Below are 24684 nucleotides of genomic sequence, written 5' to 3'. Positions count from 1 at the left end.
CGATCACCGCGCCGATGCATGAGGTCCGCCATGAGCTTCCGCCGCGACACCCTGACCAAGCCGATTTTCTCCTGGGCGCGCGGCGTGCTGCCGGCGATGTCGGACACCGAGCGCGAGGCGCTGGAGGCCGGCGACGTCTGGTGGGACGCCGATCTCTTCACCGGCAACCCCGATTGGTCGAAGCTGCTGAAGGTCCCGCAGGCAACGCTGACCGAAGAGGAGCGGGCCTTCCTCAACGGCCCCGTCGACGAGCTTTGCGCCATGCTCGACGAGTGGAAGATCTTTTGGGAATGGCGCGACCTGCCGCCCGATGTCTGGCACTTCGTCAAGCGCGAAAAATTCTTCGGCATGATCATTCCGAAGGAGTTCGGCGGCCTCGGCTTCTCGCCCTATGCGCATTCGGAAGTGGTGCGCAAGATATCGACCCGCTCGATCGCCGCCGCGGTGACGGTGATGGTGCCGAACTCGTTGGGCCCCGGCGAGCTCCTGATGCACTTCGGCAAGAAGGAGCAGCAGCAGCGCTGGCTGCCGCGTCTTGCCGATGGCCGCGACATTCCCTGCTTCGGCCTCACCAGCCCCGAGGCCGGCTCTGATGCCGCCTCGATGGTCGACACCGGCATCATCTGCAAAGACACCTTCGAGGGCCAGGAGGTGCTGGGCCTGAAGCTCAACTGGCACAAGCGCTACATCACGCTCGGCCCCGTCGCGACGCTGCTTGGCCTCGCCTTCAAGGCCTATGATCCCGATCATCTCGTCGGCGACCAGGAAGAGCTCGGCATCAGCGTGGCGCTGATCCCGACCAATCTTCCCGGCGTCGAAATCGGCAAACGCCATTTGCCCTCGATGCAGGTCTTCCAGAACGGTCCGAACTGGGGCCGCGACGTTTTCATTCCGCTCGACTACGTCATCGGCGGCCAGGCGCGGCTGGGGCAGGGCTGGAAGATGCTGATGACGGCGCTCGCCGCCGGCCGCGGCATCTCGTTGCCGTCGCTCTCCGCCGCCGGCGCCGCCTATGCCGCCCGCACCACCGGCGCCTATGCCCGCATCCGCGAGCAGTTCGGCATCTCCATCTCCAAATTCGAGGGCGTCGAGGAGCCGCTCGCCCGCATTGTCGCCACTGCCTATCAGCTCGACGCGGCGCGACGGCTGACCTGCGCGGCACTGAATACCGGGATCCATCCCGCCGTCATCTCGGGCATCATGAAGCTGCACGCGACCGAGCGGATGCGCACCGCGGTCGACGACGCTATGGACATCCATGGCGGCAAGGCCGTGATCGACGGTCCGCAAAACTATCTCGGCAATCTCCACCGCGCCGTTCCGGTCGGCATCACCGTCGAGGGCGCCAATATCCTCACCCGCAATCTCATCGTGTTCGGACAGGGCGCCATCCGCGCCCATCCTTATCTGCTCGACGAGATGAATGCGCTTGCCGATGCCGATCGCGAGCGCGGGCTCACCGCCTTCGACAAGGTGTTCTGGAAACATGTCGGCCACAGCTTCGAGACACTCTTGCGCGCGTTCGGCCGGAGCTGGAGCTTTGGTGTCTTCGCGCTTGCACCCGATGCGGGTGACGCCAGACCATTCTATCGTCAGCTCTCGCGCTACTCGGCGGCTTTTGCCCTCTGCGCCGATATGGCGCTGTTGACGCTCGGCGGCGCGCTCAAGCGCAAAGAGATGCTGTCGGCGCGCTTCGGCGACATCCTGTCCGAGCTGTATCTGCTCTCTGCCGCGCTGAAGCGCTGGCAGGACGAGGGCCGGCAGAAGGAGGATTTTGCCGCGCTCGAATGGTGCATGGCGACGGGCTTTCGGACCATCGAGAACCGGCTTGCCGAGATTCTCGCCAATCTGCCGAACCGCTTCGTCGCAGGCATCCTCAAATTCGTGGTCCAGCCCTTCGGCGCCCGCGTGCTGGGTCCCTCCGACCGGGTCGTGCATCAATGCGCGAGCCTCGTGCTGGAGCCGTCGGCCGCGCGCGACCGCCTCACGCCCGATCTCGCTTATGTCGACGACGATGGCGGCTTCGCCCGGCTGGAGCGCGCGTTCAACCTGATCGCAGGTACGGACGCCATCGCCAGGCGCATGCGCGCGGCTCATCTGAGCGACTGGAAGGATGCGGTGGCCAACGGTGTGATCACGCAGGCGGAGGGCGAGCAGCTGGCCGCGGCCCGCGAAGCCGTTACAAAGGTGATCGAGGTCGACGATTTTGCGCCGGAGGCGCTGTCGCCGATTTACAAGAAAACCGGCGACGTGCATCAGTTCTTCCAGGAACTCGGTGAACAGAGGGCGGCGAGCTGATGGCACGACCGGTTTTCATCGTCGACGGCAGTCGGACGCCGTTTTTGAAGGCGCGTTCGGGGCCGGGGCCGTTCACGCCGGTCGATCTCGCCGTGCAATGCGGCCGGCCACTGCTGGCGCGTCAGCCGTTTTCGCCTGATGCCTTCGACCAGGTCATCCTCGGCTGCGTCAACGTGATCGCGGACGAAATGAACCCGGCTCGCGTCGCCGCGCTCCGGCTCGGCATGGGCGAGGACATGGTCGCCTTCACCGTTCAGATCAATTGCGGATCCGGCATGCAGTCGATCGACACCGCGTACCGCTACATCCGCGAGGGCCATGCCGACATGATCCTGGCCGGCGGTACCGAGGCCTTGAGCCACGCGCCGCTGGTCTGGCCCAATTCCGGCGTGCGCTGGTTCGCCGGCCTCGCCACCGCCAAGGGCGTCGCCGCGAAGCTTGCCGCGGCCTTCAAGCTGCGGCCGCGCTATCTCAAACCGATCATCGGCCTCGAGCGCGGGCTGACCGATCCTATTACCGATCTCAACATGGGCCAGACGGCCGAAGTCGTCGGCCATCTCTTCGGCATCACCCGTGCGCAGTCCGATGCCTATGCCGCCGAGAGCCATCGCCGGCTCGCGCATGCGCAGGCGGAAGGTTTTCTCAAGGGCGAAGTCGAAACCGCGTTCTCCCGCGACGGAAAATTCTTCGACCATGATGATGGCGTGCGTCCGGACTCGACGGCCGAGAGGCTCGCAAAACTCCGGCCCGTGTTCGAGCGTCCCTGGGGCCAGGTCACCGCCGGCAATTCCTCGCAGATCACCGATGGCGCGTCCTGGGTGATCCTGGCGTCCGACGAAGCGGTCGCCAGGCACAAGCTGACGCCGAAGGCCGTCATCGTCGACAGCAACTGGGCCGCACTCGATCCAAGCATCATGGGTCTCGGTCCTGTGATGTCGGCGACGCCGTTACTGAAGCGCAATGATCTCACCATCCAGGACGTCGAGACCTGGGAGCTCAACGAGGCGTTCGCCACCCAAGTGCTCGGCTGCCTCGCCGCCTGGAATGACGACAAGTTCTGCCGCGAGATTTTGGGACTGGACGGCGCTGCCGGCGAGGTCGATCGCGACAAACTCAACGTCGATGGCGGCGCTATCTCGCTCGGGCATCCTGTCGGCACGTCCGGCAATCGCATCGTGCTGCATCTCGTCAACACCATGAAGCGGCTCGGCACGCGGCGCGGCGTTGCCACCGAATGCATTGGCGGCGGGCTCGGCGGCGCCATGCTGATCGAGGCGGTATGACCATGGATTCCAGGATCATGACCGCGCTCGGCGACCGCGTGCTGGAGCTCGGGCCCAAGCCCGCCGCCGATCGTCCCTACAAGCACTTCAAGCTGACGCGCGACGCCGACGGTGCCGCCTGGCTGCTGTTTGACCGCAGTGACGCCAGCGCCAACACGCTGTCCTCGGAGGTGATGGAGGAGTTCGACGCCGTGCTGGCGGCGATCGAGACCGAGCGCCCTGCCGGCCTCGTGATCCGCTCCGCAAAGCCGTCCGGCTTCATCGCGGGCGCCGACGTCAACGAATTTCGCGGCGCCAGTGATGCCGGGATGGTGGAGACGCGGATCCGCGCCGCCCATGCGGTGGTCGATCATCTTGAAGCGCTGAAGCTGCCGACGGTCGCGGTGATCCACGGCTTCTGCCTCGGCGGCGGGCTCGAAGTCGCGCTCGCCTGCCAATCGCGCATCGCGATCGACGGCGCGCGCTTCGGCTTCCCCGAGGTGATGCTGGGGCTACATCCCGGTCTCGGCGGCACCGCGCGTTTCACTGCGCTGGTCAATCCGACACAATCGATGGCCCTGATGCTGACCGGCCGCACCATCGATGCCCGCCGCGCCAGATCGCTTGGCCTCGTCGACACCGTGACGCAGGAGCGCCACGTTCGCAATGCCGTCAGAGACGCGCTGTTCGGCCGGCTCAAGCGGGCGCGGCCGGGTTTTCTGACGCGTGCGGCGAATTTCGGCCCGGTGCGCGGGCTGCTGGCCAAACGGATGCGATCGGAGGCGGCGAAGGCCGCGTCCCGCGAGCATTATCCGGCGCCCTATGCCTTGATCGATCTCTGGGAGACCCATGGCGGCAGCAAGGCCGCGATGCTCGGGGCCGAGCAGGCCTCGTTCGCCAAGCTGATGGTGACGCCGACCGCGCAGAACTTGATCCGCGTGTTCTTCCTACGCGAGCAGATGAAGAAAGCGGCAGGCTCCGGCAACACGATCAGGCATGTCCACGTCATCGGCGCCGGCGCCATGGGCGGCGACATCGCGGCCTGGTGCGCGGGGCAGGGGCTGCGCGTCTCGCTCGCCGACATGAAGGCGGAGCCGATCGCGGGCGCAGTCAAGCGCGCCGCCGAGCTCTACGGCAAGATCATCCGCAAGCCGACCGAGGTGCGCGACGCGCTCGATCGCCTGATCCCCGACATGGACGGGGAGGGCGTCCGCAACGCCGATCTCATCATCGAGGCGGTCCCGGAGAAGCTCGAGCTGAAGCAGAAGGTCTATGCCGGCCTCGAGCCGCGGATGAAGCCGGGCGCGATTCTCGCGACCAACACGTCCAGCATTCCGCTGCAGGATTTGCGCACCACGCTGGCGCGGCCGGAGCGGCTGGTCGGCCTTCACTTCTTCAACCCGGTGTCGCGGTTGCAGCTGGTCGAAGTCGTCAGCCATGACGGTAACGATACGCAGGTGCTGAAGGAGGCACTCGCCTTCGTCGGCGCGATCGATCGGCTGCCGTTGCCGGTGAAGAGCTCGCCGGGCTTCCTCGTCAACCGCGCGCTGACGCCTTACATGCTGGAAGCGATGGTGATGCTGGACGAGAAGATCGACCAGCGCCTGATCGACGCCGCCGCGGAGCAGTTCGGCATGCCGATGGGGCCGATCGAACTGGCCGACCAGGTCGGGCTCGACATTTGTCTCGATGTCGGGGACATGCTGCGCACCAAGTTCGGCGATCTGCTGCCGCCGACGCCGGCCTGGCTCCGCGAGAAGGTCGCCAAGGGCGAACTCGGCCGCAAGACCGGCAAGGGCTTTTACGTCTGGCGCGACGGCAAGGCCGAGAAGGCGCCGTTGCCCGAGACCGGTCCGCGCGTCACCGACCAGATGATCGACCGCCTGGTGCTGCCGATGTCCAACGTCTGCGTCGCGGCGCTTCGCGAGGGTATCGTGGATGATGCCGACATGGTCGACGGCGCCATGATCTTCGGCACCGGTTATGCACCGTTTCGTGGCGGCCCGTTGAATTATGCGCGCACGCGTGGCGTGGATCATGTCGTATCCACCTTGCGCGCGCTGGCCGGAAGATTCGGCGAGCGCTTTGCGCCGGATCCGGGCTGGGATAATTTCAAGTGAGCAGTTTCAGGTGAGCAATTTCAAGTGAGCAATCCTCAAGTGAGAGCGGCATGAACGAGCAAGCCAATGCCGGGCCGGGCGGCGATCTCTGCATTCGCACGCTGGCGATGCCGGCCGACACCAACGCCAACGGCGACATCTTCGGCGGTTGGCTGCTCAGCCAGATGGATGTCGGCGGCGGCGTGTTTGCGTCAAAGGTCGCGAAGTCGCGCACCGTGACTGTCGCCATCGAGGCGATGAATTTCCGCAAGGCCGTCTATGTCGGCGATCTCGTTTCGGTCCACGCCCACCTCGTTCGCGTCGGGCGCACCTCCATCACCGTGCATTTGGAAGCATGGGCGCTGCGCCGCGGCGAGCAGCAACCGTTCCTCGTCACCGACGGCAACTTCACCTACGTCTCGATCGACGAGCACGGCCGCCCGCAGCCGGTTCGCCCGACCGACACCGCGATCGCGACGTAATCGCACGCGGCGTTGCGCCTCATCTGTCTGATGCGTGCGGCAACACCAAACGCGGCGCGACTGAGTCCCGCCGCCGCGGCTTTGCCAAGAACCAGTCATAAAACGGATGAGGTCCCGGCGTACTCCGTCGCGTGTCGATCCGGGGTGGAAACGGCGTCAAAATGCCCAGGAACCTTTGGGCAGAACTGCCGTTGTTTGCCCGCACTGAGGAATCCACGGACCATGCCGGACAGCTACATCATCGAAGTCGATTCGCAGACCGCAGGTATCGTCGTTCGTTCCCAGGGAGGCTACTGCTTTTTCGCCTCGTCCAGCCGCTTCAACCGTCTCGAAGGCCAGCTCTTCCGCAACGCCCGCGAAGCCGAGCGCGCCGCGCGCAAGCTGGTTAACGGTGATGTGAAGGAAGCGGCTTAGTCCTCCCGCGGGTCATTCCGGGCCGCGTGTGGCCCGAGAGGTGGGAGTCTTTTGCCGCGAACTCTGCCTTCCCTTCTCGCCTTGTTGGAGAAGGTGGCGCGTAGCGCCGGATGAGGGGTCGTCTCCGCGAATTCCAATGCGAGAGGATTCGTTGTCGGAGAGAAACCCCTCACCCGACTTCGCTTCGCGAAGCCACCCTCTCCCGCAACGGAGAGGGGAAGAGCCGTTGTTCACAACTTCGTCGCCGCCCGTGAGAGCAGCTTCCAGTCGTCGCCCTGCTTCTGCCAGTTCATCAGGATGTGAAGGTTGGTCGGCACTTTTTTCCCATCAGCCGCCATCTCTTGTTCCGCCACCCAGTGGAAGCGCACGATCGCGGCGGGGCCGACGACCTTGATGGTCGGGTCCTTGTACTCGATCGATAGGAATTTGGATTTGCCGTCGGTGGCGTTGGCGATGAAGGTCGCCTTGTCCTCGACCTTGCCGCTGGAATGGCTGTAGCTCACCTCTTCGGCGCAGAGTGCGCCGAGCGCCTTGGGATCGGCCGCGATCTGGGCGAGACGGAACGCCTCGACCTTCTTCGCCACGGCTTCCTCGTCGGCCGAGGCCGCCAGCACCGGTGTCGTGAGCGCTGAAACTGCAAGAGTGGAGACGGCAAGAGCTGGGACGGCAAGAGTCGAGAGAGCGAGATCGCGTCGGTTGATCGTCATCGTTTCCTCCTTTTTGGTCTTGCATGGAGTGTTGCAGTCGCACGCGACTTTGTCGAGGGTCGCGTATTGGTCATGCACGTGCGTCATTGCGCGATTGACGCTGTATTGATACGGCTTTCGTATTGATGCGTCATATATTCGGGAAAGTACGGACATGATCGAGGCTATCGGCAGGGCGTTGCTGTTCGACATCGACGGTACGCTCGCCAACACCGATCCGCTGCACTTGAAGGCGTTCAATCTGGTGCTCGGCCCTCGCGGCCACGTCTTCGATCACGCGCGCTTCTCCAGAGAGCTGCAAGGCTTCGCGAATGTATCGATCGGCGAGCGTTTTCTGCCCGACGAGGCGCCCGAACGGCGTGCCTTGATCCTCGATGAGAAGGAGGAAGTCTTCCGCACGCTTGTTGCCGGGCAGATCGAGCCGCTGCCGGGCCTGATGGCGCTGCTCGACAGGGCGGATGCGGCCGGTATTCCCATGGTTGCCGTGACCAATGCCCCGCGGCTCAATGCGGAGCTGCTGCTGTCCGGCCTCGGCATCACGCACCGCTTCAAGGCGCTCGTGATCGGTGCCGAGCTGTTGCACGGCAAGCCGCATCCGCTGCCTTATCAGGAAGGGTTGCGCTTTGCCGGCGCCAGCGCCATGGCCTCGATCGCGTTCGAGGACTCCCGCACCGGCGTGCAATCGGCCGCAGCGGCCGGCATTCCGACCATCGGTATCCGGACCAGCCTCAGCCATGCTGATCTCGTCGCCGCCGGGGCCATCGCCTCCGCCAGCGCCTTCGACGATCCGGAGCTGCTGGCGCGTCTCGCCGCCGCGATGGCATGGTGAGGACCTTCGTCCGTTAACCGTGATCGGCGCGCGCATTGACCGAGCGCGCGAACCGCCGCACCATGCAGCTTCCTGATTTGAGGCCATCGCCGTGACCGGACTGACCCATCGCCAAGCCGAAATCCTCAACATCGCGCGAGCCTCGGGCCGCGTCATGGTCGAGGAGCTGGCGCGCCGGTTCGAGGTCTCGGCGCAGACCATCCGCAAGGATCTCAACGACCTCTGTGAGCGGCGCTCGCTGACCCGCATTCATGGCGGCGCCATCATCGCATCCGGCGTCGAAAACCTCGCCTACGAGGCGCGGCGCTTCGTCGCCGCCGACGAGAAGAAGGCGATTGGAGCCGCGGCCGCCTCGCTGATCCCGAACGGCTGCTCGCTCTTCATCAACATCGGCACCACGACCGAGGAGGTCGCGAGCGCGCTGACCTCGCACGAGGACCTCCTCGTTATCACCAACAATCTGAACGTCGCCATGCTGCTCTATCGTCATCCCCGCATCGAGGTGGTGGTCGCCGGCGGCACGGTGCGGCGCGCCGACGGCGCGGTGGTCGGCTCGACCGCGACGCAGCTGATCGGCCAGTTCAAGGTCGACTATGCCATCATCGGAGCGTCCGCGATCGACGAGGAGGGCGCGCTGCTCGACTTCGACTATCGCGAGGTGCAGGTGGCGCAGGCCATCATCGCCAACGCCCGCAGCGTCATGCTGGTCGCTGATTCCACCAAGCTCCGGCGCAGCGCGCCGGTCCGCATCGCGCATATCAGCCAGATCCAGACCTTCGTCACCGACCAGGAATTGCCAGAGCGCCTCGCCACCATCTGCCACGGCAAGGGCATCGAGGTGATGGCCGCGATGCCGAAGGGGGCGGACGTCGATGAGGCTCAGGCCGAGGCACAAGAAGCGCCCGAGGCCGCGCCGGTGGTGCGGCTGAGGTAGGACTATGGGTTGTCCCACGGGTTCAGCAGCGGCACGCCGAATACCGCAAAATCCTTCACATTGCGCGTGACGAGCATGAGGTTGTTTGCCAGCGCGGTCGCGGCAAAGAAGCCGTCCATGACAGACAATGCGAGGCCGCTTCTGCGACTCTGACCCATCAGGTCACCCCAGCGTTCCGCGACCGCGTGGTCGATCGGCAGTGTGCGCCCGGCAAAACGCTCCGGCAGATCGCGGGCAAGCCAGGCGGCCAGTGCTGCACGGCGACGGCCGTCCTCCAGCAACGCGATGCCGCGACGAAGCTCGGCGATCGATGCCGCGCTGATGAACGCACGATCCTCGTCGATCGTATCAAGCCATGACAAGACTTTCGGCGAAGGGGCGGGCCTCTGGACCTCCGATAACACGTTGGTGTCGAGCAGTAGATTCACGGCAGCTCGTCGTGCGGCGCGTCGTGAACGCGTTCAAGCTTGAGGTCGGCGCTGCGCAGCGGCGAAGCCAGCAGGAATTCGGCCAAGGTACCTTTGCGCGCCGTCTTGCGCGCCCATTCCTCGACGGAAACGATCACCGCGTTGGGCTTGCCGTGTCGGGTGATGATTTGCGGGCCGGCTTGGGCACGATCGATCACCTCGGAGAGCCGGGCCTTGGCGTTGGCAAGCGTCCACGAGTCCGTCGCTGGTGAATCTGGTGCAGTGTGTTCTGTCATGCAAATAACGACCAATATGACTATTCTTACTAATAAGGGTCATCAACGACTTTTCAAGAGCAATAATGCCGCTCAAATCCCTCCTGAACTGCCTATTTCGCCCCCCGTTTGCCCACTTAAAAGTTCCGCTTTCACTTCGTTTCTCTCCTCTTTCATCTTGCTTTCGTTTTCTGGTGTGATCTAATCAAAAGCGAAAGTAACCGCTCGATTGAACGGGCGGTCGCCGGGGGATGCGTCTGTTGGATCGTATTTTCGACCTCGCCATTATTGGAGGCGGTGTTAACGGCTGCGGCATCGCGCGCGACGCGGTGGGCCGCGGCAACACGGTTTTCCTGTGCGAAATGAACGATCTGGCGAGCGGGACGTCGTCCTGGTCGACCAAGCTGGTGCATGGCGGCCTGCGCTATCTCGAATATTACGAGTTCCGGCTGGTTCGCGAGGCGCTGATCGAGCGCGAGATTCTCTGGGGCATCGCGCCGCACATCATTCGCCCCCTGCGTTTCGTTTTGCCGCACCATGCGGGCCTGCGGCCAGCCTGGCTGCTGCGCCTCGGCCTCTTTCTCTATGACCACATCGGTGGCCGTCATCTGTTGCCGGCGACGCGCTCGGTTGACCTCCGACGCGACGAGGTCGGCCGCCCGCTGATCCCGAACCGCTACGGCCGCGCGTTCGAATATTCCGACTGCTTCGTCGACGACGCCCGTCTCGTCGTGCTCAACGCACGCGATGCCGCTGACAAGGGCGCCGAAATCCGCACCCGCACTCGCGCGACGGATATCAAACAGTCAGACGGCATCTGGACCGTCAGCATGATCGACACGCTGACAGGCGCGCGTTCGTCGATCCAGGCCCGTGCGGTTGTCAATGCCGGCGGGCCCTGGGTCGAGGATGTGCTCGGCCGCGGCGCCGGCGTCAACGCGAAAGCCAAGGTGCGCCTGGTGCAGGGCTCGCACATCGTCGTGAAAAAACTCTACGACCACGACCGCGCCTACATGTTCCAGAATGCAGATGGCCGCATCATCTTCGTCATTCCCTATCAGGACGATTTTACGCTGATCGGCACCACCGACCGCGACTATGACGGCGATCCCGCCAAGGTGAAGGCGACGGCCGAAGAGATCCAGTATCTCTGCGCGGCGGCGAGCGAATATCTGGCCAAGCCTGTCACGCCCGATGACGTGGTTTGGACCTACTCCGGCGTACGTCCGCTCTATGACGACGGGGCCAGCGAAGCCAAGGCCGCGACGCGCGACTACGTGTTCGAGCTCGACACGCCCGGCGGCGTGCCGCTGCTGTCGATCTATGGCGGCAAGATCACGACCTATCGCCGTCTCGCCGAGGAGGCGCTGGAGCGGCTCGCGCCCTATCTTCGCAGTGCGAAAGCACGCGAAGGCTGGACCGGCAAATGGCCGCTGCCCGGCGGCGACATGGGCGTGTCCGATGTCGACGGCCTGATCGCCGAGCTTCAGCGCGGCTATCCTTTCCTCAGCCACGAGCATGCGCGGCGCCTGGCGCGCGCCTATGGCACGAGGGCGATCAAGCTGCTTGGGGATGCGAAATCGGCGGTCGATCTCGGCCAGGCCTTCGGTGCGACGCTGACCGAGCGCGAAGTCCGCTATCTCATCGCCAACGAATGGGCCGTTACTGCCGAAGATATCGTCTGGCGCCGTTCCAAGCTCGGCCTGCGACTAAGTGCCGACGAGATCGCGGCGCTGGACGACTGGATCAGGACCCACGCCGTGCAGCAAAGTCCCCTGCTGGAAGCCGGAGGACGCTCATGACGGTGACACTCGATCACGTGACCCGGACTGTCGACGGGGTCCCACACATCCGCGACGTCTCGCTGACGCTCGAGAGCGGCACGCTCAACGTGCTGCTCGGGCCGACGCTGTCGGGCAAGACCTCGATCATGCGGCTGCTCGCTGGCCTGGACAAACCGACATCGGGCAAGCTGCTGGTCAACGGCAAGGACGTCACCGGGGTCGACGTGCGCCAGCGCTCGGTCGCCATGGTCTATCAGCAGTTCATCAACTACCCCTCGCTGTCGGTCTACGAGAACATCGCTTCGCCTTTGCGCGTGCAGGGCAAGCCGCGCGCCGAAATCGAGGCGCGCGTTGCGGAAGCCGCCCGGCTGCTCCGGCTCGAGCCGTTCCTGAAGCGCACGCCGCTCCAGCTTTCCGGCGGCCAGCAGCAGCGAACTGCGATGGCGCGCGCGCTGGTGAAGGGCGCCGACCTCGTGCTGCTCGACGAGCCGCTCGCCAATCTCGACTACAAGCTGCGCGAGGAACTGCGCACCGAGCTGCCGCGCATCTTCGAGGCCTCCGGCGCGATCTTCGTCTATGCCACCACCGAGCCGACCGAGGCGCTGCTGCTCGGCGGCAACACGGTGTGCATGTGGCAGGGAGAGGCGCTCCAGATCGGCGAGACTCCAAAGGTCTACCGTCATCCGCAGACCTTGCGGGTCGCGCAGGTGTTCTCCGATCCGCCGCTGAATCTCGTCGGCATCGAGAAGAAGAACGGTTCCGTGCAATATGCGGGCGGCATTGCCGCGCCGGCGTCCGGTCTCTATTCCTCGCTCGCGGACGGCGCCTATCGCGTCGGATTTCGCGCCCATCAGCTCGCACTTGCCAATGGCGAGACTGACCGCCACGCCTTCCATGCCACGGTAACGGTGACCGAGATCACCGGTTCGGAGAGTTTCGTGCATCTGACCCGCGACGGATCGAACTGGGTGGCGGTGCTGCACGGCGTGCACGAATTCGAGCCCGGCCAGACGCTCGATGCCGTGCTCGATCCCAACGACGTGTTCGTTTTCGATGCTGCCGACCGGCTGGTCGCGGCACCCGGTCCCATAGCGTTTTCAAGCGAAGTGCCGAGCGGTTCGCGTGAAGAAAACGCGTCAAAGAAAAAAGCCTGAGGGGGATGCGACATGGCCCGCATTGACCTCGTCGATCTCGCCCACTCCTACGGCGGCAATGATGCCCCGCAGGACAGCTTTGCTCTCAAGCCTGTCACCATGACCTGGCGGCAGGGCGGCGCCTATGCGCTGCTCGGGCCGTCCGGCTGCGGCAAGACCACGCTGCTCAACGTCATCTCCGGCATCATCACGCCGTCGCGGGGGAAAATCCTGTTCGACGGCGAGGACATCACACCGCTGTCAACCCAGAAGCGCAACATCGCCCAGGTGTTCCAGTTTCCGGTGATCTACGACACCATGACGGTGGGGCAAAATTTGGCGTTCCCTCTGAAGAACCGCGGCGTGCCGAAGGCTGAGATCGACAAGCGGGTCGCCGAGATCGGCCGCTTGCTCGACCTCGAGCCCTATCTGAACCGCAAGGCGACGCGGCTCACGGCCGATGCCAAGCAGAAGATCTCGCTCGGCCGCGGCCTGGTACGCTCCGACGTTGCCGCCGTGCTGTTCGACGAGCCGCTCACCGTGATCGACCCCGAGCTGAAATGGCAGCTCCGCTCCAAGTTGAAGGCGCTGCATCGCGAGCTCGACCTGACGATGATCTACGTCACTCACGACCAGACCGAGGCGCTGACCTTCGCCGACACCGTGGTGGTCATGCATGACGGCCGCGTGGTGCAGAGCGGCACGCCGGCCGAGTTGTTCGACAAGCCGGCGCACACGTTCGTCGGCTATTTCATCGGCTCGCCCGGCATGAACATCCTGCCGGCCGAGGTGAGGGGCCGTGAGGCCAAGATCGGCGGTCACGTCATTGCGCTCAACCGCAGCTACGACAAGCTGCCTGCTGGCGCGAAGATCGAGATCGGCGTCCGTCCGGAATTCGTTGAGGCCGTGGCGCCGGCGCCCGGCCTGCTCAGTGCGAAGATCGAACGCGTCGACGACCTCGGCCGGATCCGCTTCGCGCGCGCGCGGCTCGGTGACGCCAAGCTAGCGGCGCGCGCGCCGGCCGGCTTCACCAGCCCGGACGGCACGGCCGGCCTGAAATTCGATCCGTCGCACGTCCACGTCTATGCCGACAGCCTTCTGGTGGAGGGAGCCGCCTGATGGACAAGACTATCAACCAAAAAGCCTGGTTCCTGGTGCTGCCGGTGTTCCTGGTCGTCGCCTTCTCGGCAGTGCTGCCGTTGATGACGGTGGTGAACTATTCGATGCAGGACACCTTCGGCAACAACCAGTTCTTCTGGAACGGTGTCGGCTGGTTCAAGGAATTGCTCGATCCTTCGACCGATCTCGGCGGCCGCTTCCTGGCTTCGCTCGGCCGCAATCTGTTCTTCTCGCTGGTGATCCTCGCGATCGAGGTGCCGCTCGGCATCGTCGTCGCGCTGTCGATGCCGCGCCAGGGCTGGACGGTTGCGGCCTGCCTCGTCATCCTCGCGTTGCCGCTGCTGATCCCGTGGAACGTGGTCGGCACGATCTGGCAGATCTTTGGCCGTCCCGACATCGGCCTGCTCGGCTATGTCCTCAATGCGACCGGCATCGATTATAATTACGTCTCCAACGACATCGACGCCTGGGTCACGGTCATCGTGATGGACGTCTGGCACTGGACCAGCCTGGTCGCGCTGCTGTGCTATGCCGGACTTAAGTCGATCCCGGAGGCTTATTACCAGGCGGCGCAGATCGATGGCGCCTCGCGTTGGGCCGTGTTCAAGGCGATCCAGCTGCCGAAGATGAACCGCGTGCTGCTGATCGCGGTGCTGCTGCGCTTCATGGACAGTTTCATGATCTACACCGAACCGTTCGTGGTGACTGGTGGGGGGCCCGGCAATTCGACGACTTTCGTCTCGATCGAGCTGGTCAAGATCGCGCTCGGCCAGTTCGACCTCGGCAAGGCCGCCGCGCTGTCGCTGGTCTACAACCTCATCATCCTGATCGTCTGCTGGATCTTCTACACCGTCATGACCAACGCCGGCAGCGATCGGAAGCCGCAGGAAGGAGCCGTGTGATGCACTCGATCCCCGGCCGTCGCCTCATCATGGCGCTGTTCTTGATCTTCCTGCTGTTGCCGATCTACTGGCTCGTCAACATGAGCTTCAAGACCAACGCCGAGATCGTCTCGACGATGACGCTGTGGCCGCACGCGCCGACGCTCCAGCACTACAAGCGCATCTTCACCGATGAGAGCTGGTATTCCGGCTATATCAACTCGTTGGAATATGTCGTCCTCAACACCATCATCTCGATCTCGGTGGCGCTGCCGGCGGCCTACGCGTTCTCGCGCTACCGTTTCCTCGGCGACAAGCATCTGTTCTTCTGGCTGCTCTCGAACCGCATGGCGCCGGCCGCGGTCTATGCCCTGCCGTTCTTCAATCTCTATTCGGCGATCGGGCTGTTCGATACGCCCTGGGCGGTCGCGCTCGCGCACTGCATCTTCAACGTCCCGCTGGCGGTGTGGATCCTGGAAGGCTTCGTCTCCGGCGTGCCGCGCGAGATCGACGAGACCGCCTTCCTCGACGGCTATTCCTTCCCGCGCTTCTTCATCAAGATCCTGGTGCCGCTGATTGCGAGCGGCATCGGCGTCGCCGCCTTCTTCTGCTTCATGTTCTCCTGGGTCGAGCTGCTGCTCGCGCGCACGCTGACCTCGGTCTCGGCCAAGCCGATCGCGGCGATCATGACGCGCACGGTGTCGGCTGCGGGCATGGACTGGGGCCTGCTGGCGGCAGCCGGCGTGCTGACGATCATCCCGGGCGCACTCGTGATCTGGTTCGTCCGCAATTATATCGCGAGCGGTTTCGCGCTCGGTCGGGTCTAGGGAGGCATCAAATGGAATGGATTGCATGGATGGCCTGGACGCCGCCGACGGCGATCTTTTTTGTCGCGCTCGCCTGCACGCTGGCTGTGATGACCTGGCTCGGGGTGGCTTATCCCGAAGCCGAGCGCGTCGGCGTGCTGCGCATCCCGACCACGCGCGGCGACCGCCTGTTCATCTCCCTGATCACGGCGGCGGTCATCCACTTGCTGTGGATCGCCTTCGCCGGCACCGACCCCCTCGCCACGCTGCCGATCGGCGAGGACGGAGTTGAAATTTCGCGCCTTTGGATCGCATCAGGAATTTCGCTGGCCACGGCCGTACTCATTTTCCGCACGGTCTAGCCCGCGAAGGAACGGCCAGATCCGGGACCAACCCGGGCCTGTAAAAAGTTTGTCGCTGCAACGGAGGAATAACATGCGGCAGTTTAGGAGAAGGGAACGTCCATTGACCAAGAATAGCTTTCTGACGATGTCCAGCGTCGCCGCCATCGTCGCGGTGTCGCTGGCCGTCTCGGCGCCGGTGCGCGCCGCCGACGACGCCGCGATCCAGAAGTGGATCGCGGAATTCCAGCCCTCGACGCTGTCGAAGGAAGACCAGAAGAAGGAGCTGGAGTGGTTCGCCAAGGCCGCCGAGCCCTTCAAGGGAATGGAGATCAACGTGGTCTCCGAAACCATCACGACCCACGAATATGAGTCGCAGACGCTGGCCAAGGCGTTCTCCGAGCTCACCGGCATCAAGCTCAAGCACGACATCATCCAGGAAGGTGACGTCGTCGAGAAGCTGCAGACCCAGATGCAGTCCGGCAAGAACGTGTACGACGGCTGGATCAACGATTCCGATCTGATCGGCACCCACTTCCGCTACGGCCAGACCATCGCGCTGTCGGACTATATGACCGGCGAGGGCAAGGACGTCACCGACCCCATGCTCGACGTCAACGACTTCATCGGCAAGTCGTTCGGCACGGCGCCGGACGGCAAGCTCTATCAGCTGCCCGACCAGCAGTTCGCGAACCTTTACTGGTTCCGCTACGACTGGTTCACCAACGCCGACTACAAGGCCAAGTTCAAGGCCAAGTATGGCTACGAGCTCGGCGTGCCCGTGAACTGGTCAGCCTACGAAGACATCGCCGAGTTCTTCACCAACGACATCAAGGAGATCAACGGCGTCAAGGTCTATGGCCATATGGACTATGGCAAGAAGGACCCGTCGCTCGGCTGGCGTTTCACCGACGCCTGGCTGTCGATGGCCGGTAACGGCGACAAGGGCATCCCGAACGGTCTGCCGGTCGACGAATGGGGCATCCGCATGGAAGGCTGCCGTCCGGTCGGCTCCTCGGTCGAGCGTGGCGGCGACACCAACGGTCCGGCCGCGGTCTACTCGATCACCAAGTACCTCGAGTGGATGAAGAAGTATGCTCCGCCGCAGGCCCAGGGCATGACCTTCTCCGAGTCGGGTCCGGTGCCGGCGCAGGGCAACATCGCCCAGCAGATGTTCTGGTACACCGCCTTCACCGCCGACATGGTGAAGCCGGGCATCGCCGTGATGAACGCGGACGGTACGCCGAAGTGGCGTATGGCTCCGTCGCCGCACGGTTCGTACTGGAAGGAAGGCATGAAGCTCGGCTACCAGGATGCGGGTTCGGCGACGCTGCTGAAATCGACTCCCCCGGATCGCCGCAAGGCGGCCTGGCTCTATCTCCAGTTCATCGTCTCCAAGACGGTGTCGCTGAAGAAGAGCCATGTCGGTCTCACGTTCATCCGTGAATCCGACATCTGGGACAAGTCGTTCACCGAGCGTGCGCCGAAGCTCGGCGGCCTGATCGAGTTCTACCGCTCGCCCGCGCGCGTGCAGTGGACCCCGACCGGCAACAACGTGCCCGACTATCCGAAGCTGGCGCAGCTGTGGTGGCAGAACATCGGCGATGCGTCGTCCGGTGCCAAGACGCCGCAGGCCGCGATGGACTCGCTTGCCGCGGCCCAGGACTCCGTCATGGAGCGTCTGGAGAAGTCGGGCGTGCAGGGCGCCTGCGGTCCGAAGCTGCACAAGAAGGAGTCGGCCGAGTTCTGGTTCGCCAAGGCCCAGAAGGACGGCACGATTGCCCCGCAGCGCAAGCTCGCCAACGAGAAGCCGAAGGGTGAGACGGTCGACTACGACACTCTGATCAAGTCGTGGCCGGCACAGCCCCCGAAGCGCGCTTCGCTGCAGTAAGGCACATCAGCATAACGACGAAAGGCCGGGAGCAATCCCGGCCTTTTTTCTTTTTATTGTCGTGGATTTTGCTTCCACACGTCATTGCGAGCGAAGCGAAGCAATCCAGAGTCTTTCCACGGAGGTAGTCTGGATTGCTTCGTCGCTTCGCTCCTCGCAATGACGGAGGATGGAGCGACAACGACGCCTTATTCCGCCGGCTCAGCCGCCAGCGTCGGATAGTCCGTGTATCCCTTCGCGCCGCCGCCGTAGAACGTGTTCTTGTCCCAGTCGTTCAGCGCCGCGCCCTGCTTCAGCCGCTCGACCAGATCGGGATTGGAGATGAACGGCTTGCCGAAGGCGATGAGATCGGCCGCGTTCGCCTCGAGCACCTTGGCAGCGAGGTCGAAATCATAGCCGTTGTTGGCGATGTAGGCGCCGGGGAAGCGCTTACGCAGGCCCGCATAGTCGAACGGCGCGATGTCGCGCGAACCGCCGGTGGCGCCTTCGACGACATGGAGATAGACGAGCTTGAGCGCGGCGAGGCCGTCGACGATATGGTCGTACAAGGCTTGCGGGTTCGAATCCGAGATGTCGTTGGCCGGCGTCACCGGCGAGATGCGGATGCCGGTGCGATCAGCGCCGGCCTCGGCGACGACGGCCCTGGAGACCTCGAGCATCAGCCGCGCGCGGTTCTCGATCGAGCCGCCATAGGCGTCGGTACGCTTGTTGGTGCCGTCCTTGGCGAATTGCTCGAGCAGATAGCCGTTGGCGCCGTGGATCTCGACGCCATCGAAGCCGGCTTCGAGCGCATTCTTCGTGGCGCGCCTGAAATCGTCGATGATGCCTGGAATTTCGGAGAGCTCGAGCGCACGGGGCTCGGAGACGTCGGCGAAAGTGCCGTTGACGAAAGTCTTGCCCTTGGCGCGGATCGCGCTCGGCGCCACCGGGGCTGCGCCATTGGCCTGAAGGTCGACATGCGAGATGCGGCCGACATGCCAGAGCTGGATGAAGACCTTGCCGCCGCGCTGATGCACCTGATCGGTGACCGTGCGCCAGCCGGCGACCTGGTCCTTTGAGTAGATGCCGGGGGTGTCCTGGTAGCCTTGGCCCTGCTGTGAGACCTGGCTCGCTTCGGTAATCAGAAGCCCCGCCGAGGCACGCTGGGCGTAATAGTCAGCGGCGAGCGCGCCCGGTACGAAGGTGCCGGGAACGGCGCGGTTGCGCGTCAGCGGCGCCATCACGAAACGGTTCGCCAGCGTGATCGGGCCGAGCTTGTAGGTCTCAAACAATTTGGTCGAACGGCTCATGAGAATGCTTCCAGGCGGTGAGAGATCCGGAACACTTGTGCATTGCGGCAATCAGCGCAAGGGAGGAGCCATACAGAAACTGCAGGCGAGATGCGCAGCCGAGCCGCGCAGCATAAAGCATGTGCAATTTCAGCCGCAGCAGCAGATTGGATCTCCCGCCGCGGCCGTCTGAATAATCGCCTTTCAGTTCGCGCCGAGGAAATCGCGCTTGCCGATCTCGACGCCGGCGTGGCGCAGAAGGCCGTGGGCGGTTGCGGCGTGGAAATAGAAGTTCGGCAGCGAGAACGCGCTCAGGAATTGCTGGCCCTTCATGGTGATGGACTTGTCGGGGCCGGCCGGGAAGGTGACGTCCTTGGTGTCGGCGCCCTCGAACTGCTCGGGCTTGAACGATTTCACGTAGTCGATGGTCTTCGCCAGGCGCTGCTTCAACTCCGCAAAGCTGGTCTCGGTGTCCGGTGTGGAGGGCACGTCGCTATGGGTCAGCCGGGCGCAACCTTTGGCTGCGAAATCGCTGACCAGCTGGATCTGCTTCGAGAGCGGCAGCATGTCCGGAAACAGGCGGGAGCCCAGCAGGACGCTGGGGTCGACCTTCTTGGCCGCACAATGCGCTTCGGCTTTCGTGAGCAGGCCGATCAGGCTGTTCAACATTTGCAAATAGGCGGGAACGACGGCGTCGTGGAAGGACATGTGATGCTCGCTTCAAAAGTGGGAAATCTCAGGAGAAACCTGAGCTACTCACATGGGAACGTCATGGAAAAATACAATCGCCGGAGGGGCTTGTGCAGTGCGAAAATTCTACCGAGCGGGCTGTGGTGCTATCGGCGTCATACCCTCGTGTCATCGCCCGGTTGACCGGGCGATCCAGTACTCCGAGCAGCTGTGATTGAAGGCCGCAGCGTACTGGATGCCCCGCTTTCGCGGGGCATGACAGCGATCCTGGTGCTTACCGGATCGTCCCCACTGGCTGCGCCTGTGCCGTGCCCCCACGCATGCGAGCGAGCAGTTCGGCCGAAGGCCAGGAATCGGCCGGCAGACCGTATTTGATCTGCATCGCCTTCACCGCGGCGCGGCTTTGCTGGCCCAGCACGCCGTCGACCTTGCCGACATTGAAGCCAGCCTGGACCAGAAGCTGCTGCAATTGCTTGAGCTCGTTGAATGGCAGCTGCGCGACCGGTGTGGACGGCTTTCGCATCGGAGCCGCGCCCGCGATGCGGGTGGCGAGATAGCCCGCGGTGGTCGAATAGATCAGCGAGTTATTCCACTCGGTGTAGGCCGCGAAATTCGGGTATGCCATGAAGGCCGGACCGAAGCGTCCCATCGGCAGCAGCACGGAGGCCGCGAGATTGTCGTTCGGCAGCGGCCGGCCGTCGGGATAGGTAACCCCGAGCTGCGCCCATTTTGAGCGCGGCAGCTGCACCGTGAGGTCGGTCTGATCCCACGGCAGGTTCTGCGGCACCTTGATCTCCTCCAGCCACGGCTCGCCGCGCCGCCACTTCAAGCCGTTGGCGATGTAGTTCGCGGTCGAGCCGATCACGTCGTCCTCGCTGCGGAGGAGATCGCGTCGGCCGTCGCCGTCATAGTCGACGGCATAGTTGACGTAATGCACGGGCAGGAACTGGGTCTGACCGAGCTCGCCGGCCCAGGAGCCGACCATCTCGTCCGGTTGCAGGTCGCCCCGGTCGATGATCTTCAGCGCGGCGATGGCCTCGTTCACGAACATCTCCGAGCGGCGGCAATCATAGGCCAGCGACACCAGCGATTTCAGTGTCGGCAGATTACCCATGTTGACGCCGAAATCGCTCTCCAGTCCCCAGAACGCGGCGATCACTGCCGGCGGCACACCGTATTCCTTTTCCGCGCGCGCGAACGCGGCCGCATGTTGCTTGATATGTTGCTGGCCGTTCTGCATGCGATAGGGCGCGGCCATGCGGCCGGCAAATTCGGTGAAGAGCTGGCCGAACACGCGCTGGCCGCGGTCGCGATTGACGATGCCCTGGTCGTAGACGAGGTAAGGCGAGGCCGCCGCGATCGTCCGCTGCGACACGCCGGCGGCAACGGCCTGCTGTTTCACGTCGACCAGGAAGCGATCGAAGTTCGCCCCGTTATGGCACGACGCCGCGCGCGGCGAGGGCCCAGTGGCCCTGGGAGCCGCGGGCTTTGCCGGCGGCGGCGCCAACTGGGCAGAGGCGGGAAGGGCGAGCGTGAGCAGGGCGGCGGCCGCGATCGCAAATCGGGTCTGGAGCATGAGGTTTCCGCAAGGGGAGGAGACGCTTGGATTCTCGGCCAAGCTTAATGGAACGATTGACCTCAAACCAGTGCCGCGGCTCCGCGACGCACCTTGAAACCTTGCGGGCGGGCCGGGGTCATCCCTACCTCATGCTCGCCGGCCCGCAACGCCTCCAGCGGCTACGGCCGGCCTCGGGAGACGGCCATGAATTATCTTCGTACCGCAATGCTGCTCGCAGGCCTCACCGCCCTGTTCATGGGCGTCGGCTATCTGATCGGCGGTGCCGGCGGCGCCATGATTGCGCTCGTCATTGCCGCGGCGACCAATCTCTTCACCTACTGGAACTCCGACCGGATGGTGCTGTCCATGTATGGCGCCCATGAGGTCGACCGCAGCAGCGCACCGGAGCTGGTCGGGCTCGTGGCCGAGCTAGCGGCCCGCGCCGGCTTGCCGATGCCGCGCGTGTTCCTGATGGACGAGCCGCAGCCCAACGCGTTTGCCACCGGGCGCAATCCCGAGAATGCCGCGGTTGCGGTCACCACCGGGTTGATGCACCAGCTCAGCCGCGAGGAGCTTGCGGGCGTGATCGCGCACGAGCTCGCTCATATCAAGCACCACGACACGCTGCTGATGACTGTGACCGCGACCATTGCCGGTGCGATCTCGATGCTGGCGCAGTTCGGCATGTTCTTCGGCGGCAACCGCGACAACAACGGCCCGGGCATCGTCGGCTCGATCCTGATGATGATCCTCGCCCCGATCGGCGCCATGCTGGTGCAGATGGCGATCAGCCGCACCCGCGAATACGCCGCGGACAATCTCGGCGCACGCATCGCCGGTCAGCCGATGTGGCTGGCATCGGCGCTGGTGAAGATCGAAAGCGCGGCGCATCAGGTCCCGAATTTCGAGGCGGAACGAAATCCAGCCACCGCGCACATGTTCATCATCAATCCGCTGTCGGGCCACGGCGTGGACAATCTGTTTGCCACCCATCCCTCGACGCAAAATCGCATCGCGGCGCTTCAGCAGCTCGCAGCCGAGCTTGGTGCGCAGGCGTCGCCGTCGGTCGGCGCCAATGAGAACTATCCGCCGCGGAGCCCGTGGGGCCGCTCCTCCTCGCGCGGGCCTTGGGGCTGACGCAGCAGCGGCTCTAATTTGCACGCTTTGTGACCTGTCGCACACAGGACGGTCCCGGCCGGTGTTAACACCCTGCCGTGACAGTTCCTGCGAAAGGGGATGCGTGGCCGGCCCTCTGCCTGCCACCGTCGAAGATGACCAAAGCTGCAGTACCATTGTTGATCGTCGTGGGCGTGCTGATTGGCCTGTCCACGCACACCGTCGTCAATTGCGGAGACGAGGACGAGCCCGACATCTGTTCGGCGGTGATCGGCTTCTCGCCGCTGCGCGGCTCGCTGATCGCGTTCGCCTATGAGGGGCGCGGACGGATCGCGTTGCGCCACGGCGACTGGCGGCGGGCGATCGCGGATTTCGACGAGGCCATCCATCTCAATCCCAACCGTGCCTCGCTCTATCGCGATCGGGCGCTGGCGCGCCGGCAGAACGGCGACCTCGAACTTGCCATCGAGGATTACGACGAGGCGATCGCGCATGATCCCAGGCACGCCGCGCCCTATCACCAGCGCGGTCTCGCGCTCGCGGCCGCCGGCGATCTCGATCGCGCGATCCTGAGCTACAACACCGCGGTCCGCCTCGACCCCTCCGATGCGCAGCCTCGGCTCGATCGCGGCCTCGCCTTCCTGGCGCGTGGCCAGGCGAATGAAGCGCGCGCCGATTTCGAAGCCGCGCTGGCGCTGCCCGCCGGCAAGGATGCCCGCACCCGCGACGCGGCACGCGCAAAACTCGCTGAACTCGCGAGCGCCGAGCCGACCCGGCTCGCCGCGCCAGGGCGGTAGAGATATCTAGAGCTGCGTGCGCCGCTGCAACCCTCTCCCCTTGTGGGAGAGGGTGGCTCGCCGCGAAGCGGCGAGACGGGTGAGGGGTATCTCTCCGCGCGTGAGTCTGCTGCAGTTGAATTCGCGGAAACCACCCCTCGTCCGGCGCTTCACGCCACCTTCTCCCACAAGGGGAGAAGGAAGAAAGTGCGCTCCTACTTCTTGGTTTTGGCCTTCTTCGCCTTCTTCACCGGCTTTTCCTTGGGCGCCTTCTTCTCCACCTTCACCGCGACCGGTGTGCTGGCGGCGATCCGCATCGACCGCGCGTAGCTGTCGGCGACGTTGTCGGCGGACATCTGCAGGCGCTTGGCGGCGGCAACGGCCTGCTCCATGGTGGCCTTGGCCATCATCTTGAAGCGGTCGCCGGTCTCCTTGCCCTTGGCCTTGGCCGCAAGGCCGTTGAATCGATCCCGGCGCTCCTTGGCGCGGGTCATCAGGCCCGTATGCAGCTGTCTGGCCAGTTGCCGGATCACGACATCCAGGTCGGCGTCCGCCATGTTGTTCTATCCTCTTCGAAAACGGTATCGATGCGGGCGGGACTATGCAGATCGGGCCCCACCTTGGCAATTCCCGGCCGCGCGTCATCCGCAGCTTCCGGTGACCAAAACAAAAAAGCCGCGCTGTGCGCGCGGCTCTCTGCCTTGGTTTTGCGCTGTCTGTCTTACTTCAGCGAGGCGACCGGGCCGCTCGCAGCTGCCGGATCGGGGTCGAAGCCGAACACCCCCACCAGATACTTGTAATAGTCCGGCAACTTCTCCTTGAGCGCCTCGCGCGACTTCGGGTCGTGGAATTCGCTCTTCCCGGCCAGGAAGATGCTGGCGGTCACCGCAAAGAATTCCATGTGATTCTTCAGCGCATAGGATTCCTTGGGCAGGAGATCCTTGGACTTGGCGTAGGCGTAATAGCCGATCACGCCTTTGTTGGCGTAGCCGTCCGGCAACAGCCGCGCATGGTAGGCGTGCAGGAGCTCGTGCAGCAGCACCGCTTCCTTTTCGTAACGCATCATATCCGGCCGCAGCATGATCACGCCGAGGCCGGAATCGACCGCGAGGTCGACGGCGTTCGGATTGCTCCAGCGCTGCTTGTTGGGGTCCCAGACCGTCAGCGTGCGGGGAGCGGTGCGCTGGATGTCAGGCGTGACCCGGCCGTAGCACGCGGTCGCGGCGCCTTCGTCGAGGCAGGCCAGCTCGCTGGCGATGATCGGGACGGTGCGGAAGAAGCGCAGCACGCGCGGCGAGAGGCCGGCAGCCTCGACCACGTCGATCTGGCTCTTCACATTGTCGGTGAGCTTGTCGACATCCTTGCGGTCGGAATTCTCCGACAGGTCGAACATGTAGCCGCGGTAGCTCTGGAAGCCCGGCGGTAACGCCTGCGCTGCGCCGGAGGACGGATCCAGCGGTCCGGCATGGGATGGATTGGCAAAGAGCGCGCCGACAATGGTCGCGGTCAGCAGCAACGCAATGCGCATGATGAACCCCCTGATGTCACTTCACGCGGCAGAATAAGCCGCCGTTGTTTGCGAAAAGTGAGTGGGGCGAGACTAAGGCAGCGATG

24 protein-coding genes are annotated in these 24684 nt (G+C 64.3%); 16 read left to right on the top strand and 8 right to left on the bottom strand.

The genetic code is table 11. The annotated features are described in order from the left end of the window. The first annotated feature begins 30 nt into the window (after positions 1-30). The 5 genes from IVB42_RS16960 (at position 31) to IVB42_RS16940 (ending at position 6555) form a co-directional block, all read left to right on the top strand. Positions 31-2298: an acyl-CoA dehydrogenase gene (locus IVB42_RS16960; protein WP_247398109.1), complete on the top strand. Its 2268-nt coding sequence runs from the start codon at positions 31-33 to the stop codon at positions 2296-2298. Then, complete coding sequence (locus tag IVB42_RS16955) at positions 2298-3581, top strand: acetyl-CoA C-acetyltransferase (protein WP_247398112.1); 1284 nt, start codon at positions 2298-2300, stop codon at positions 3579-3581. The genes IVB42_RS16960 and IVB42_RS16955 overlap by 1 nt, the downstream gene beginning before the upstream one ends. A 2-nt stretch (positions 3582-3583) precedes the next feature. Beyond that, positions 3584-5680 carry a 3-hydroxyacyl-CoA dehydrogenase NAD-binding domain-containing protein gene (locus tag IVB42_RS16950; protein ID WP_247398115.1) on the top strand — a complete coding sequence of 699 codons (2097 nt, stop codon included), beginning with the start codon at positions 3584-3586 and terminating at the stop codon, positions 5678-5680. Between the two features lie 50 nt (positions 5681-5730). Beyond that, a complete protein-coding gene (locus IVB42_RS16945; RefSeq protein ID WP_247372636.1) occupies positions 5731-6141 on the top strand; it encodes an acyl-CoA thioesterase in 411 nt (136 codons plus the stop codon). A 222-nt stretch (positions 6142-6363) separates the two neighbouring features. Continuing rightward, complete coding sequence (locus IVB42_RS16940) at positions 6364-6555, top strand: hypothetical protein (RefSeq protein WP_018454989.1); 192 nt, start codon at positions 6364-6366, stop codon at positions 6553-6555. 230 nt (positions 6556-6785) lie between these two features. On the opposite strand, the gene IVB42_RS16935 is transcribed toward IVB42_RS16940, so the two are convergent. After that, positions 6786-7262, bottom strand: a complete 477-nt coding sequence (locus IVB42_RS16935; protein ID WP_026232853.1) for a nuclear transport factor 2 family protein — start codon at positions 7260-7262, stop codon at positions 6786-6788. Between the two features lie 154 nt (positions 7263-7416). Between IVB42_RS16935 and IVB42_RS16930 the strand changes: the two genes are divergently transcribed. Both IVB42_RS16930 and IVB42_RS16925 read left to right on the top strand, forming a co-directional pair. Beyond that, a complete protein-coding gene (locus IVB42_RS16930) occupies positions 7417-8091 on the top strand; it encodes an HAD-IA family hydrolase (RefSeq protein WP_018454987.1) in 675 nt (224 codons plus the stop codon). 91 nt (positions 8092-8182) lie between these two features. Next, positions 8183-9025 (top strand): DeoR/GlpR family DNA-binding transcription regulator, encoded by an 843-nt coding sequence (locus tag IVB42_RS16925; RefSeq protein WP_018454986.1) that lies wholly within the window; start codon positions 8183-8185, stop codon positions 9023-9025. Between the two features lie 2 nt (positions 9026-9027). Here IVB42_RS16925 and IVB42_RS16920 read toward each other — a convergent pair whose 3' ends face one another. Both IVB42_RS16920 and IVB42_RS16915 read right to left on the bottom strand, forming a co-directional pair. Then, complete coding sequence (locus tag IVB42_RS16920; protein ID WP_247372640.1) at positions 9028-9453, bottom strand: type II toxin-antitoxin system VapC family toxin; 426 nt, start codon at positions 9451-9453, stop codon at positions 9028-9030. Further along, positions 9450-9728 (bottom strand): type II toxin-antitoxin system Phd/YefM family antitoxin, encoded by a 279-nt coding sequence (locus IVB42_RS16915; RefSeq protein WP_085361304.1) that lies wholly within the window; start codon positions 9726-9728, stop codon positions 9450-9452. The genes IVB42_RS16920 and IVB42_RS16915 overlap by 4 nt, the downstream gene beginning before the upstream one ends. A 230-nt stretch (positions 9729-9958) precedes the next feature. On the opposite strand from IVB42_RS16915, the gene glpD reads away from it, so the two are divergent. The 7 genes from glpD to IVB42_RS16880 all read left to right on the top strand — a co-directional run bounded on the left by glpD (position 9959) and on the right by IVB42_RS16880 (position 17662). Further along, the gene (gene glpD, locus IVB42_RS16910; RefSeq protein ID WP_247398117.1) at positions 9959-11509 is read left to right on the top strand and encodes a glycerol-3-phosphate dehydrogenase; all 1551 of its coding nucleotides are present in this window, start codon (positions 9959-9961) and stop codon (positions 11507-11509) included. Continuing rightward, the gene (locus IVB42_RS16905; RefSeq protein ID WP_018454982.1) at positions 11506-12645 is read left to right on the top strand and encodes an ABC transporter ATP-binding protein; all 1140 of its coding nucleotides are present in this window, start codon (positions 11506-11508) and stop codon (positions 12643-12645) included. Before glpD ends, IVB42_RS16905 begins: the two co-directional genes overlap by 4 nt. Before the next feature lie 12 nt (positions 12646-12657). Beyond that, positions 12658-13743 carry an ABC transporter ATP-binding protein gene (locus IVB42_RS16900; protein WP_018454981.1) on the top strand — a complete coding sequence of 362 codons (1086 nt, stop codon included), beginning with the start codon at positions 12658-12660 and terminating at the stop codon, positions 13741-13743. Further along, positions 13743-14645 carry a sugar ABC transporter permease gene (locus tag IVB42_RS16895; RefSeq protein ID WP_018454980.1) on the top strand — a complete coding sequence of 301 codons (903 nt, stop codon included), beginning with the start codon at positions 13743-13745 and terminating at the stop codon, positions 14643-14645. The genes IVB42_RS16900 and IVB42_RS16895 overlap by 1 nt, the downstream gene beginning before the upstream one ends. Further along, positions 14645-15451, top strand: a complete 807-nt coding sequence (locus IVB42_RS16890; RefSeq protein ID WP_018454979.1) for a carbohydrate ABC transporter permease — start codon at positions 14645-14647, stop codon at positions 15449-15451. Before IVB42_RS16895 ends, IVB42_RS16890 begins: the two co-directional genes overlap by 1 nt. 11 nt (positions 15452-15462) lie before the next feature. After that, on the top strand, positions 15463-15792 hold the full coding sequence (locus tag IVB42_RS16885) for a DUF2160 domain-containing protein (RefSeq protein WP_018454978.1): 330 nt from the start codon (positions 15463-15465) through the stop codon (positions 15790-15792). A gap of 127 nt (positions 15793-15919) precedes the next feature. After that, positions 15920-17662 carry an ABC transporter substrate-binding protein gene (locus tag IVB42_RS16880; protein ID WP_039799251.1) on the top strand — a complete coding sequence of 581 codons (1743 nt, stop codon included), beginning with the start codon at positions 15920-15922 and terminating at the stop codon, positions 17660-17662. Between the two features lie 188 nt (positions 17663-17850). Here IVB42_RS16880 and IVB42_RS16875 read toward each other — a convergent pair whose 3' ends face one another. The 3 genes from IVB42_RS16875 to IVB42_RS16865 all read right to left on the bottom strand — a co-directional run bounded on the left by IVB42_RS16875 (position 17851) and on the right by IVB42_RS16865 (position 21196). Next, on the bottom strand, positions 17851-18951 hold the full coding sequence (locus tag IVB42_RS16875) for an alkene reductase (RefSeq protein ID WP_018454976.1): 1101 nt from the start codon (positions 18949-18951) through the stop codon (positions 17851-17853). A gap of 183 nt (positions 18952-19134) precedes the next feature. Then, on the bottom strand, positions 19135-19638 hold the full coding sequence (locus tag IVB42_RS16870) for a DUF1993 domain-containing protein (RefSeq protein ID WP_018454975.1): 504 nt from the start codon (positions 19636-19638) through the stop codon (positions 19135-19137). Between the two features lie 256 nt (positions 19639-19894). Next, complete coding sequence (locus IVB42_RS16865; protein WP_247398120.1) at positions 19895-21196, bottom strand: lytic murein transglycosylase; 1302 nt, start codon at positions 21194-21196, stop codon at positions 19895-19897. A 186-nt stretch (positions 21197-21382) separates the two neighbouring features. Here IVB42_RS16865 and htpX point away from each other — a divergent pair, with 186 nt between their 5' ends. Continuing rightward, positions 21383-22315: a zinc metalloprotease HtpX gene (gene htpX, locus IVB42_RS16860; protein ID WP_026232852.1), complete on the top strand. Its 933-nt coding sequence runs from the start codon at positions 21383-21385 to the stop codon at positions 22313-22315. A 134-nt stretch (positions 22316-22449) separates the two neighbouring features. Continuing rightward, a complete protein-coding gene (locus tag IVB42_RS16855) occupies positions 22450-23091 on the top strand; it encodes a tetratricopeptide repeat protein (protein WP_026232851.1) in 642 nt (213 codons plus the stop codon). 194 nt (positions 23092-23285) lie between these two features. Here the strand turns inward: IVB42_RS16855 and IVB42_RS16850 are convergent, their stop codons facing one another. Next, on the bottom strand, positions 23286-23627 hold the full coding sequence (locus tag IVB42_RS16850) for a hypothetical protein (RefSeq protein ID WP_018454971.1): 342 nt from the start codon (positions 23625-23627) through the stop codon (positions 23286-23288). A 164-nt stretch (positions 23628-23791) separates the two neighbouring features. Next, positions 23792-24598, bottom strand: a complete 807-nt coding sequence (locus tag IVB42_RS16845) for a hypothetical protein (RefSeq protein WP_018454970.1) — start codon at positions 24596-24598, stop codon at positions 23792-23794. Positions 24599-24684: the final 86 nt, after the last annotated feature.

Source organism: Bradyrhizobium sp. 45, assembly GCF_023073155.1.
Lineage (GTDB): Bacteria > Pseudomonadota > Alphaproteobacteria > Rhizobiales > Xanthobacteraceae > Bradyrhizobium > Bradyrhizobium canariense_D.
Note: the sequence above shows the minus strand (reverse complement) of the source record. Positions and strands in the feature narration are given on the sequence as shown.